Genomic DNA, 14,528 nt, shown 5'->3' with positions numbered 1-14,528 from the left:
AAGCCTCTAAGCGTCTATCTGCATATGAACAGCAGGAGAGGTGGTTTGCCACTCAAATAATTGAAACTCATGGGAAATCGCTTTTTTGACGCGCTGTATTTCTTCTGATTCCAGCAGTTCCCAATGGTCTCCCCGAACCAGTCTCGTCATGAAGCTGCCTGTGGCTTTTTCAATCCAAAACTGACGCAGTTGATGAAGGAAGCCTTTGTCTAGCGAGCCAAGCGCCTGAATGAACACAACTCGCGCGTCCAATGGCTGGCAATCATAATCTGGCACACAGGCCCGATTGTGATTGTAAACCTGATGGTAACGCTTGATTTGCTCGTCATCGATGCCCGGATACATACCGTTGAACTTCACCAGCTTGTCTCGAAATTCTGCAAGATCTACCGGTGCAAGGCTCTGGCGCTCATGTTCTTCAAAACCCTGAGTGTCCAGAAGAATTACGCTGACATTGTGATTGCCACGGGCTTTCAGGAGCCGGGCCATCTCATAGGCAACGTAGCCTCCAAACGACAGGCCGGTGAGGACAATCTTTTCATGTGCGATGTGTTCAATACGTTCCAGATAGGCGTCGGCCATGGCCATTATGGAGGGGAGAGTTTCCTCTCCCGAATTGAGGCCAGGTGATTGCAGACCATAAACACCAATGTCATCAGCCAAGATCTTCGCAAGAGACAGATAGCAAAAGGCTGTCCCACCAGCAGGATGAATGCACACGACATGCTTGCCGTTTTGGCTTTCGCGGAACGTAATGAGGTTGTCGCGGGAGTTTTCTTCCGCAGCTCCGTTTCGGATCCAACTGGCGAGCGCCTCTACTGTCGGATTTAGAATGAATGTTTTGGGCGGGACTTGAATTTTGAACGTCTCACCAACCCGATGGGCCACCTTGATCGCTGCGATGGAAGAACCGCCGACATGGAAGAAACTGTCGCTGATACCAATGGATGGATGGAGAAGCACTTCCTTCCAGATGTTATAGATCTGGAGCTCTATATGATCGCGTGGGCTTTCCTGATTGACCTTAAACACGGCCTCATGGGCCAGCACAGATGCCTTTAGGCTGGAATAATCAATCTTGCCGTTATTGGTGAGAGGGAGTGTTTCCAAATGCAGCAGCATATGAGGAAGCATGTAGTCCGGAAGTGCTTCTGCCAGATGATGACGAAGGTCGCTTTCTACGAGGGGAGAACCATCTGGTGTGGTGTAGCAAAGTGCCAGTTGGGCTATACCACCTTCTTGCTGAACCACGAGCGCGGCACAGCTGCGGCATTGGGGATGTTGTCGGAGGATAGCTTCAATCTCTGACAGCTCGATGCGAAAGCCGTTCAGCTTGATCTGATTGTCTTTACGGCCTGCAAAAATCAGCTGACCTTGCTCATCGTAGTAGGCAAGGTCGCCCGTACGGTAGAGCTGTTCACTTGAGTTGAATGGGCTGGTAACGAACGCTGATGCTTGTTGCTGCGGGGCGTTAAGATAGCCAGAAGACAGGCTGGCACCACCGATATATAGCTCGCCAACCAGTCCAACCGGGACAATCGACATGCTCTCATCAAGCAGGTAAGTCCTTGCGTTTGATATGGGTTTGCCGATGGGGGCTGAAGGTTTGTCCAGATCTTCCGGCTTCACACTATGCCAGGTGCTGTCTACGGTGCATTCAGTCGGGCCGTAAACATTATGCAGAGTCGCCCACGGCAGCTTGCTGGAGAACTTGCGCATAAGTGCGCCGCTCAACTCACCACCACCGCAAAACACATTGCGCAGTTGGGTGCATTGGGCAGTCTCCGGTTCGTCAAGAAACAGATCCAGCATTGCGGGAACGAACTGGATACTGGTGATACCATGAGATACACAGATCTTTGCCAGATCTGCAGGAGAGGTGTGAACATGAGGCGGAACCAGTACCAGCGATGCACCAGAGCATAATGGCCAGAAGAATTCCCAGATCGCGGCATCAAATCCCATCGGCGTCTTCTGCAAAAGAGCATCACCGGGCTTGCCTGGAAATGCGCGATTGCTCCACTCTATGAGGTTCACCAAACCCTTGTGGGTCAGCTTGGCGCCTTTTGGAACGCCGGTGGTTCCTGACGTGTAGATGATATAGGCAAGATCCTCGGTACTTATGCCGTTAGCTGGCAAATTATCAGTGCTGCAGGATTGAGTGATTTTGGCTCGTTGCTCTGTATCCAGTGATAAGACTTCAACGTCACAATGGCCCTTGAGTCTGGTGACCGCTTCCGAGGCCTCTGGGTGGGTGAGGATCAGATTGGGCTGGCTGTCTTGCACCATATATTCAAGACGCTTGATTGGCAGTCCGGGCTCCAACGGAATGAAGTGACCACCTGCCTTGAGCACAGCAAGCATGACTATCACCAACTCGCTGGACCGCTCAAAAAGCAGACCCACTGGACTTCCCTCAGTAACACCAAGTTCCTTCAGGTGGTGGGCAAGCTGATTTGCTTTGGTATTGAGGCTGGCGTAGCTCCACACGTCTTCGCCGCACACGAGTGCAGGTGCTTCGGGTGAATGCTCACATTGAGCCTCAAATGCTTTGTGAATGCACGTGGAACTTAACGCGTGCAGCGCTCCGTGAGGCCATACCTGCGTTAACAGATGTCTTTCTTCGGGGGGGATGAAATCAATCGCACCGAGATCCACTTCTGGCGCTTGGATAGCATTTGAGAGGAAGCAGGTGAGGTGACTGGCCATTCGTGCAATGCGGGAATGCGTAAACAGATCTTTGTTGTACTCAAAGCCAAGGCTAAACGTGGAGCCTCGTTCAAACACTTCCAGCGTGATATCGAACTTTGCAGTTTGGCTATCTGTTGCCAGTGTTTCGATTTCAACACCATCCATTTGAGCCGATCCCCCCGGCAGGTTCTGATAAATCAGCATGACCTGAAACAGAGGCGAGTGGGCTGGTGAACGTTCCGGATTTACAGCTTCGACTACTTTCTCAAAAGGCAAATCCTGATTGTCCAGCGCTTCCAGAATGGCCGTTTGCGACTGCGTTACCAGCTCAGCAAAGGTGCTTGTGGCCGTGACATGCGTTTTGAGTGCGAGCGTGTTGATGAAGTGCCCGATTAAAGGCTCCAGCTCTGCCAGATGGCGGTTGGCAAAAGAGGTGCCAATGCAGATGTCTTCCTGTTTGCTGTAGCGCCATAAGAGGGCGGCAAATCCGGCCAGATAGAGCGCAAACGGCGTGATTGAACGCTTTTTGCAAAAAAGTCGCAGGCGGTCACTCAAGTTGTCATCAAGCGAGAGTTCAAAGTGAGCACCGTTATGTGTCTGTTCTGCCGGGCGAGGAAAATCCGTGGGTAGCTCAAGTAAGTCTGGCAGATCTTCAAGCTTGTCAGTCCAATACTGGATCTGTTGCTGCTCTCTGGACGAATTGCGCTCGGTTTTATGATGCTGCACATAATCGGCGTACTGCATGGACAGAGGGGCAAGGTCGGGCGAAGTGCCCTTTTGATAAGCGTTGTAATGAGCCGTAACTTCGTTGAAAAACAACCCGATAGACCAGCCATCAGCGGTAATGTGGTGCAGGTTTACGAGCCATACGTGTTCTTCATCTGCAAGCTTTATGTAACTTGAGCGCAAGAGCGGGCCGCGCTCTAAATCAAACGGTTGGCTTGCCTCATGCTGGACCCGTTCATTGAGCGCCTCCGCCTGTTTTTCGGCACTCAGATGGCAAAGGTTCAAGAGGTCAAAGGGCAGGTCAGCAGGTTCTGGAAAAGTTTGTGTAGGCGTTCCGTTGCTTGTGCTGAACCTCGCTCGGAGCATGTCGTGACGCGCAACAACAGCATTTACGGCGCGGTGCAGAGTTTCCAACTCGAGCATTCCGGAAACTTTGAGCGCAACGGGGTTATTGTAAAACGGACTCTCTGGCTCCAATTGATGCAAGAACCACAAATGGCGTTGTGATGGTGAAAGAGGGACACCTTCAGCCTGCCTTTCTGATGCATGTTGTTGCAGCAGATGAATCAGCTCTGACTTTTCTGCTTTCAGAGCGGCGGCAAGATCAGCTCCCAGAAACCCCTTTGGCGCTTTGAAACGAAGCTTTTCTCCATCAGTCTGGAGGCTCACATTGTGCTGGGCAAAATAATCAAGCAGTTGTTGAGCTTTCATATTTCAAACTCCTCCATTTCATCTTCTTCCATTGAGGAGGCAAGCGCAGTCCCGAAGGTCTCTATGGTGTGTTGCCGGTTTTGCTCACTGGTGGGTGTGCCGCCGATCATGGAATAGATGAGCTTATGAGTAGGCCCCAACCGGAACAGTTCCGTCAAAACCGTCTCATCTATGGAGCCGATGCCGCACAGGCCTAATCCCGCTTCATGGGCACGCATGGTCAACAGCTGTGCCATTGCGCCTGTTTCGATCAACCAGAACTGCTCGCTCATCTCGCCATAAAGGGGTTCGATTGCCTGCCGCTCGGCGATGAAGAAAAGCGCGAAGGCAGCCTCTTCAAAAACTGGCCGGTTCACGAAATAATCATAGGCATCCGGGGTCAGTGCCTTGCCATCTGCTGTCGAAATCAGAGCGTGTTTTTCAGGATCGTAATAATAGGCCCCACCTTCCAGGCCCAACACACGACCGGGTTTGATGTAAAGGTAGGTTTGCACCGGATAGAGCCCCCCGGCGCTTGCAAACAAGTGCTTTGGTGCCTCTTGGTTCTGATTACGCCGTAATGCAGAGAGGAGGGCCTCTAATCGGGTTTTGGGGACAGGATCCAAATTGAACTGACGCACCGACCGGTAGGCGTCAAATTCGTCGAACTCAGGAGAGCTGGAGTTTTCCAACTGATGCACGTCATGTTGCTGATCAAGCTTGCGCAATCCAACATTACGGTCTTTGAAAGACTGTCGCTGCAGCGGGTCTTCAAGGGTGGCTATTGCGGAATTTGTTGCGTCAGGTTGCGCTTCTTCCGCCACCTGACCAAACTGCTCCCGATACATGGCAAGGAGCGTTGCAAGGCTTGGGCTGCCCATAAACTTTGCAAGTGGTGGGCGGAACGAGAGCGTGCTCGACAACGCGTTCGAAATGCGCGTGATATCGATAGAGGTCGCTCCCAGCTGCAGTAAATTAGCCTCGGGAGTGACGTGATCCAGTTTCAAGATCTGAGAGATAATCTCGTGGATTTTCTCTTCCTGTTCCCCTTGCGGTTCGAAGCTTAGCTCAGCTTGTATCTCACTGCGTGGTTCCGGCAGTTGCTTCCGATCAATTTTGCCGTTTGCAGAAATCGGGAGGCGCTCAATCTCAAGGAGAGCAGAGGGAACCATGTAATGGGGCAGGTGGGCGCGTAGATGATCCAGAAGAGCGTCAATCTCGACACCGTGCTCTTCCAGAACCACATAGCCAACGAGTTGCTTATCGCCTTGTGCCTCGCCAAACATCTTAAAGACTGAGGCTTTTACGTCTTTATGGGCATTGAGCACCGTTTCGATCTCACCAAGCTCAATGCGGAAACCTTGCACCTTGACCTGAGTATCCACGCGCCCAAGAAACTCTATGTTTCCATCTGGCATATAGCGCCCCAAATCGCCGGTACGGTACAAGCGTTCGCCGGTCTTGGGGTGGGTGATGAAACGATGGTTGGTTTGTTCTTCGTCCCGCCAATAACCTATCGCAAGTCCAATGCCACCGATGTACAGTTCACCAGTGACCCAGCAAGGGCGAGGGGCCAGCGCTTCATCCAGAACATAAAATTGTTGGTTGTCGAGCGCTTTGCCGTAGGGGATGCTCTTCCAATGCGGCGCGATATCCTGAATAGGGAAGCAGATGGACCAAATGGAGGCTTCAGTTGCTCCACCCAGAGACAAGACATGCGCGTTCGGTGCGAGTGCACGCACCCGCTCAGGCAGTGAAAGTGGGATCCAGTCTCCAGACAACATCACTTCACGCAAATGCGAGCCGAGATTTTTGCGATCGCTTTGAGCATAATCTGTCAGCACACCAAGCAAAGCGGGTGCAGAATTCCAGATCGTGACCTTGTGACGAATGAGGCACTCCAGCCAATGGGCAGGGTCTTTTGCCTCAACCTCATTGGGCAGGACTAAGGAACCACCTGCCGCCAGCAAACCAAAAATATCATAGACTGAGAGATCAAAGCCCAATGCAGAAATGGCAAACACACGATCTTCGGGCTGCACGTTTAGACGGCAGTTGATGTCGAGGAGCGTGTTAACCGCTCCACGATGATCGATCATGACCCCCTTGGGTTCCCCGGTGGAACCTGAAGTAAAGATCACGTAGGCAAGGTCATCCGGCTGCGTATCAACAACCTGCAGCTTCTTATCGCTCAAGTCATCCAGTTCCCCGCCCACATCAACCGTTTGAGCAAGCGCAGGAAGCCCCTTGTGTGTGTTACTCTGGCTTGTCTTGACGCATACGAGCTTGGCCCCGGTCCGTTGCAATATGCCTTTAATGCGATTGGCTGGCAGATCCGGGTCGATTGGAAGATATGCGCCCCCTGAATATAGGATGGCGAGGGCAGCTACACTCTGTTCCCAACCGGCCCGCATCTGAATGGCAACCAGATCACCTTTGGCCAGGCCCTTCTGTTGAAGGAGAGTAGCAAGATTACGGGCACGCTGGCGGACCTGTTTGTAAGATAGAACCAGATCGCCGCAGATCACGGCAGGAGCAGCTGGTGTTTTGAGCGCTTGTTCTTCAAACAGCTCATGCATCAATGGCCAATGTTGTGACAGTGCGCGCTCAGCGTTCCAGACAGGAAAGTGCTGGGGGACTTGCTGTTGCCAGTGATCAGAGGTGACCAACTCTTCAAGCAGAGCACAATAGGCATCAAACATGTCCTGCATCATGCCCTCTGGAAACAGCTCGTCTATGCTGTCCCAGTTGAAATTTAGCTCGCCATCAATCTCCATGATGGTGTGATCCAGCCACACCTGTGGTGTTTGGGTGATGGTATGTACATTTTGAGCGTCCAATGCGGAGGAAAGCGTAATTTCCTCCTGATCCGGGATCATCTCCACCAGGGTGCTGTTGAAGACGATGGGCATTCCCGTTTGCTGTTCACCACGCAGGCGCGTGAGTTCTCGCAGAACCCGCACACCACTGACTTCGCTATGATCCATATCCTTCCAGAGTTGGCGCTGGACTGCTTTTGCATTGTCAGAAAAGCTCTTTGATGGGTCCGAGCCAACTTCCAGCAAAACAATAGACGTGAAGTCGCCGATGAGGCGGTTGATATGGGGGTGGAGCGGTTGGCGATTGAACACAGGTAAGCTGAGTGTGAACCGGGACGACTGGCTCCATTTAGCCAGCACCTGCGCAAATGCTGTCAGCAGACAGCCGGAGGGGGTGACACCATGCTTTCGCGCATTTGCTTTGATCGTTGACCATTTGGCCTCTTCCAAAACAAGTTGTCTGCGTGTGAACCGGGGATTGCTGATGGCCTCTGGTTGTTTTGCAAGTGGCAGTTCCGGTGCTGCAGCGAGAGCCGACAAGCGGTCTTGCCAGTACTTCAGAGAAATCGCATAGCGGGAGTCATCCCGCATCGCCAGTTCCTGCACCACATAGTCGCGGAACGTGATTTCAATCCTCGGAAGTTCTGCCTGCGGGTCCTCATAGAAGGTCGCCAGTTCGCGTGAAAAAATCTGGCTGCTGGCTGCATCTACGATTAACGCATCCATGGAAATGTGTAGCCGAGTTATCTCATTCTCAAGCTGTACGGCTCGGAACTCGAAAAGCGGCCATGTTCCCGCATCCAGAACCTGATGCGACATGGCCTCCCGGTTTCTTGAGATGATGCGCTCCACGACACGTTCACTGCGACCACGAGCGTCGTCAGTCTGGATGATGTATTCAGGAACATCCTCCAATATGCGCTGGGTACCATCGCTGGCAAAAACAGCTCGCAGCATATCGTGCCGAAGGATCAGCCTGTTCAAAGCAGTGTTGAATCTCTCAAGATCAAGGTGAGGGATCTCAATTTCCTCATAAGCATGAGCGCTGACGCCGCCCAGCCCTAAACTGTCATCCCTGCCAACCCAGTAAGCCTGCTGGATGTCCGTGAGTGGAAATGGTTCATACCGGTTTGCTTCATCTGCATGGATTTGCAGCGCTGAGTGTTCTGCCTTGCCAGTGTTGGTATTGGCCGAGGCAGCCAGATCAACAAGTGTCGGGTTTTCAATAAGATCACTGAGGGACAGGCCGAGTGACAGTTCTTTGTTTATTGCATGGATCAGGCGGGTCGCCAGCAAAGAATGCCCGCCAAGATCAAAGAAGTTGTCGGTGCGGCCAACCTGTTCCACCTTGAGCACCACCTGCCAAATCTGAGCAATATCTGCTTCAAGCCCCGGCAGTGGTGCTTCATAGTCTGTACTCCCTGTACGGACAGCAGATGGCAAAGCTCTTCGATCCAGCTTGCCGTTCCGGGTGATGGGCAACTCCTCCAGAGGCATCCAGTCCGTTGGGATCATGTAGTCCGGCAAGTGAGCTTTCAGCTCTGCCCGCAATGTGTGAGCGGGTCTTGTCCCGACGAAGTAGCAGACGAGCCGGACATGCTCGGGGCCTGCTTGCCTGTCCAAAATCACGGCGGCTTCCAGAATGCCATCCATCTGTAAGATGCAGTTGGTGATCTCCATCGGCTCAATCCGGAACCCACGGAACTTCACCTGATCATCTGCACGGCCATGGAAGGCAAGGCTTCCATCTGGCAGGTAGGCTGCCAAATCACCGGTGCGATAAAAGCGTTGCGTGACTTGAGAGGCGAACGAGTGCGTAACAAATCGTTCTGCGGTTAGTTCTTTCTGACCAAAGTAGCCCAAAGCCAGATTGTCTCCGCACACATACAGTTCACCAATCGTTCCGGGGGGCACAGGTCGCATGCCTTCATCCAGGAGAAACACACTGGTGTTATCCATGGGCTTGCCGATGGGCGGGGAGGCTGGCCAAGCCTCCATGTGCACGCAATCCAGAACGTGCTGGGTCACCACATGGGTTTCAGTGGGGCCGTATTGATTGTAAAAATAGTGCCCTCCCAGTGCTTTAAGGAGTTGCCGCAGGCTGTCATTGACCAGCAGTGCCTCGCCAGCGGTGATCACTTCACAAGCAGGGCCATCCGGCAGCTGTTCAGCCTCAAAAAGACCTGCCATCTGTTGCAGTACCGCAAAGGGCAAGTGGGCGCGTTCAATGCCGTTGGACTTGATGAAGCCTGCAAGGTTGCCGATGTCTTTGCGCTGGTCATCACTTAGCAGCACAAGGCTTGCGCCCTGACACAACGTGCAGAAAATCTCCTGAAAGGCCACATCAAAGTTGAGGGAGGCAAATTGGAGAATGCGTGACGGGGCTCTTTCTGCCGGAACCTGTTTAAGTTGCCAGTTGACCAGATTGCGCAGGGTGCGGTGGGTCTGCACCACGCCTTTTGGTTTGCCTGTAGACCCGGAGGTGTAAAGGACATAGGCCGGGTCAAGAGGGGCAGGGGTAAGGCCCACATTCTCCGCCGAAGTATGCTGGCTCTTTTGTGCAAGCTCTGCAAGAGTGACTGTTGCACTCGCAAATTCGACTGGCAGTTTGGGCTTTAACGCATCTGTGGTTATGACGAGATCAGGCTGAACATCCTGCAAGATGGCTTGATGGCGGGCCTCAGGGTAAGCTGGATCCAGTGGAACAACGGTAGCTCCTGCCTTGAAGATACCCAGCAGCGCAACGACCATTTCTGGCGAACGGTCAACACAAAGCGCGATGTTTGCCCGTGTACGAATGCTTTCCTGCACAAGTGCATTAGCAAACCGATTAGCGCGTGTGTTCAACTCGTCGTAGCTGAGTTCTGTCTGGCCGAAGATCAGCGCTGTGGCTGTTGGTGTGCAAGTGGCGTGTTCTTGAATGCGTCTGCTGATGCATTCAAACTCAGGGTAGGGCACAGAAGGCTGTTGCCATGCGTGTAGCGCCAGCGTTTGTTCCTCTTCGCTCAACAGGCTTATTGAACGGACCTCCGTACCCACTTCCTCTACCATTTGAGTGAGAACATGCTCGAAGTACTTTGCAATGCGAGTGACGGTCTCTGGCTCAAACAGGTCGCTTGCAAACTCGATAGCGCCTTTCAGCTGGCCGTCTCTTTCCTGAAGCGACAACAGCAGATCAAACTTGGCACCGCCATGGTGGTGAGGAAGAACATCAACAGAAAGGCCGGGAAGCTCGAACCGGTCGTTGTTCTCTCCCTCCCAGGCAAACATCACCTGAAACAAGGGGGAATGCGCAAGACTTCGCGGCGGATTGATATGCTCAATCACCTGTTCGAAGGGAAGGTCCTGATTTTGTTGGGCTTCTAAAACAGTGGTCTGCACCTGAGACAGGTACTCTTTCAAGGTAAGGCTTTCATTGGCCTCCACCCGCAAGGCCAGTGTGTTGGCGAAGAAACCAATCATGTTGTCGAGTTGTGAATGATCTCTGTTGGCGACCGGACTGCCAACAACGACATCTTTCTGACCTGAAAGCTTGGCCAGAGTCAGCACCCACATCCCAAGAAGACTGGTAAACAACGTGTTCCGATTGGATGCAGCAAGCTCCTTCACCTTCTGAGTTAAGGATGGCTCCAGACTCAACGGGATTGCGGTGCCTTTGAAGGATTGACGCTTTGGTCTTGGATGATCTGTTGGCAGCTCCAGCAGTACAGGTGCATCTTTGAGCCTGGACTTCCAATAGTGCTTTTGCTGGTCCCATGAGCCATTCTTCAACTCATTGCTCTGCCACTGCGCGAAGTCTGCATATTGGATTTGCAAATCGGGGAGCTTGGTATCCTGATGTTGGGACAGAGCAGAATAAAGCACACTCAGTTCCCTGCTGAAGATACCCATGGACCAGGCATCTGAAATGCTGTGGTGCATAACAATCGCCAGCACATGATGGTTCTCGTCACAGCGCAGGAGATCCGCACGGAACAGCGGACCCGCCTCCAAATCAAAGGGCACAGAGATCAAACGGGCGACATGATCTTGTAACGTCTCATTCGCAGCCACTTGCGTAGCCGCCGCCATCCGCCAAACAGTTGCTGGCTGAATTTCCTGATAGGCGGTCCCGTTCTTTTGGCTGAAACACGTGCGCAAAGCCTCGTGTCGTGTAACGATTTTCTCAATTGCTTGAGACAGGGCTGAGACGTCCAACTTTCCCTTCAGCTCCAGAACCAATGGCATATGGTAGGCTTCGCTCTGGCCCTCCATTTCTGCCAGATACCATAAGCGTTGTTGAGAAGAGGAAAGCGGCAGGTCCTGTGTTCTGTCTGCGGGCTCAATCTGTCTTTTTGCGGTGCGTGTCTGGCTGTCTATCGCCTCGGCGAGAGAGGCCAGCGTTGGGGCAGTGAAAACAATTGTTGCCGGGACTTCGACGGCAGTTGCTTCACGGATACGTTGAGCTAACCGTACTGCAAGCAAAGAATGGCCGCCCAGAGCAAAAAAGTTATCGTTGCGCCCAATACTGGCGACACCGAGTACATCGCACCAGATCTGGCTTAGTTCAGTTTCTCTGCCTGTTCGTGGAGGCTCAAACTCTGTTTGTGAGAGCGTGGACAGATCAAAGTCCGGGAGGGCTTTCAGATCGACTTTGCCATTGGGAGTGAGTGGTACCTTGTCGACGACGGTGATCCAGGTAGGAACCATGAAGTGTGGGAGTTTTTGGCTCAGGCTTGCTTTCAGTGCTTGAGGAACTTCAGTTCCTACATTATCCACAAGGACGACATAGGCGAGAAGCTGTTCGCCGCTGGTGTGAGGTCTTACAACACAAATGGCTGATGTGACGCGTTCATCAGCTTCAAGAGCGGCTTCAACCTCACCAAGCTCGACGCGAAAACCGCGGAGTTTTGCCTGCCGGTCATTCCGCCCTAAAAACTCGATTGTCCCATCACGTAGCTGACGGCCTAAATCTCCTGTTTTGAAGATCTTCAGGCCATCACCAATTGATACATCGGTAAACTTTTGCTTCGTGAGTTCGGGTGCGTTCCAATAGCCACGTGCCAAACCTGATCCGGCAATACAGATTTCGCCAACAACCCCTTCGGGAACAGGTTTGCTGGAAGTGTCCAAAAGCAAGACCTGATAATTTTTGAGCGCAGTGCCGAGGCTCAGAGTAGTGTTCGGAGAAAACTCCTCTGATAAGCTGAGTGCGAGGCAATCAATGGCGGTTTCGGTCAAGCCGTAAGCATGAATAATGTGCGCTGTAGGCCCGAAGGCCTTTCGTGCTTCGCAAGCACCTTTGGAGGACCAACGGTCTGAACCGCACACGACAGTTTTGAGGCTGGTTGACTGTTTTCCAATCGTCTGCACGTGTGCTGTGAGATTGTCCAAAACTGCTGGAACAAAATCACCGAATGTTATCTGATGGTGCTCAATCTTGGTGAGAAGGGCGGTACTGTCTACCAGCTCGTCCTGATCCACCAGGACAAGCCTGCCTCCAAAAGTGAGGGCGCGGACAAGGTCTGCGGTGAAAACATCAAACGAAAGACTCGCCATCTGCAAAACACATGGTGGTTCTTTGAAGTCGTAAAGGCTGCTCCATGCGTCCCTGATAGTCCAGATCGCACGATGATTGACCATGACGCCTTTGGGTTGTCCTGTCGAACCGGACGTGTAGATGATATAGGCCAGTTGGTCAGGCGCGACTTGAACATCTAAATCGCGTTCATCCTGAGAAGCCCATTCATCTCTTCTCCTCTCAATATTAATAGTCTGGGCAGGCAGCTTGGTGAGTTGATCCAACTGCTCCTGACCACGCATATCGGCCAGAATGACTGTGGGCTGGCAATCTTGTACAAGCGTGTTGATCCGCTCAGGGGGATAGTTCGCATCAATTGGAATGTAGGCAGCGCCAGTTTTCAAGACAGCAAGCAAGGCGATAACCGCGTCTGCGGATTTACGCATGCACACCGCAATCCGGTCCTGATTCGCAACGCCGTTAGAGCGCAGGTATCTGGCGAGCTTGTTGGCCTGACTGTTCAGTTGAGCATAAGAGAGTTCGATCTCATTGCCGATCAATGCAACCCGATCGCCGTGGGCTGCAGCGGCCTCTTCAAACGGCAGATGGATGGCGCTTGCTGCCGGTACATCCATAGATGGAAGACGGGAAGCTTCTAATGTTGCTGTATGTGTGGCTGCATCCATAAGTGGCAGTACGGCGACTGCCTGTTCCGGGTCTGCGCAAATGGCTTTCACTGCCTGTAACACATAACCTGCAAGCCGAACTATGGTTTGGCGGTCAAACAGAGCTGTCGCGTATTCCAAACCGCCGGAGATGTTTGAGCCATCGTCTACAAGCTCAAGTGTGATATCGAACTGGGAGGCGGTGCGAGGCAGTTGTACAGTGTCCAACTCCAACCCAGCGAATTGAGATGTTCCACCCTCTGTGTTTTGCCATGCGAACATGACCTGGAAAAGCGGAGTGTAAGACAAGAACCGTTGAGGGCTTAGTGCTTCCACCACCTGCTCGAAAGGGAGGGACTGATTATCCTGACTGTCGAGGAAAATGCCTCGCATCTGGGTGAGCAGCTGGCTTACAGTGGGATTTTCGCTCAAATCAAAGCGCAGAGCCTGTGTGTTCACGAACAGGCCCACCATCTCTTCCAGCTCTTTGCGGACACGGTTGGCAGATGGCGTGCCAATGACCAGATCCTCTTGTCCAGACAAACGGGAGAGCACGATTGCATAGGCGCTCATGAGCACCAAGTAAGGGGTGGAGCCCGTGCTGCGCGCCAATTGGCGCACCTTACCACTCAACTCAGGGCCTAACTCCAACGGCAGAAGTTCACCCGCAAAATTTTGCTGAGCAGGTCGCCGCTGGTCCGTTGGCAACAGCAAACGCTCGGGAGCGCCGGCAAGCGTTTCTTTCCAATAAGTCTTCTGCTCATTAAATTTTTTGAGCTGCTCCGGCTGTTTCTGCCATACGGCATAATCGGCGTATGCAAAATCGGGTGTTTCCCGCTCGATTGGTGTTCCTGCTTCTACCAGATGAGAGTAGTTTTCACCCAACTCTTTGAGGAGGAGTCCGTTGGACCACCCATCGGAAATGATGTGATGCAATGCCAGCAGCAACACGTGATGCGTCTCGTTGATCCGGATAAGACAACAGCGAGCCAACGGTCCTTGCTGCAGATCGAACGACCGTGTGCTCTCCTCTTCTGCCAAACGGCAGATCTCTGTTTCTGGGTCGCTATCGACCTCAATTTTGAGCAGGTGAAGGGGAAAGCCACAGGTACGGGGTGAGAAGCTTTGAGACAGCTTTCCGTTATCATCTGTAATGACTGTACGCAGGCCTTCATGACGGTCCATCAGCTGGTCTAGCGCGCTTTGCAGGTATGTCACGTTTAACTCACCACGAAGGCGCAAGCCAAGGGCCAGATGATAGGCTGAATTGATGCCTTCCATGCGAGAGAGGAACCAGAGCCTTTCCTGCGCAAAGGACAGAGGCAGGGGGTCTTGATCACGCGGAGCTGCCTTGAGCGCACTGCGTTGACGCATCTTCAAAAGCTGCTCTGGTGTGAGAGAGCGACGTTTGCGCTTGTTTAATTCGTCCTGCATGAT

General features: G+C 52.7%; 2 protein-coding genes. Both read right to left on the bottom strand.

Features of this window, described 5'->3' with window-relative positions; all coding sequences use genetic code 11:
• Positions 1-6 precede the first annotated feature (6 nt).
• Complete coding sequence (locus PsW64_RS12655) at positions 7-4,128, bottom strand: non-ribosomal peptide synthetase (protein ID WP_063303840.1); 4,122 nt, start codon at positions 4,126-4,128, stop codon at positions 7-9.
• Complete coding sequence (locus PsW64_RS12650; protein WP_063303839.1) at positions 4,125-14,525, bottom strand: non-ribosomal peptide synthetase; 10,401 nt, start codon at positions 14,523-14,525, stop codon at positions 4,125-4,127. Before PsW64_RS12650 ends, PsW64_RS12655 begins: the two co-directional genes overlap by 4 nt.
• Between the last annotated feature and the right edge of the window lie 3 nt (positions 14,526-14,528).

It is taken from the genome of Pseudovibrio sp. W64, from assembly GCF_001623145.1.
In the GTDB taxonomy this organism is placed as follows: domain Bacteria; phylum Pseudomonadota; class Alphaproteobacteria; order Rhizobiales; family Stappiaceae; genus Pseudovibrio.
Note: the sequence above shows the minus strand (reverse complement) of the source record. Positions and strands in the feature narration are given on the sequence as shown.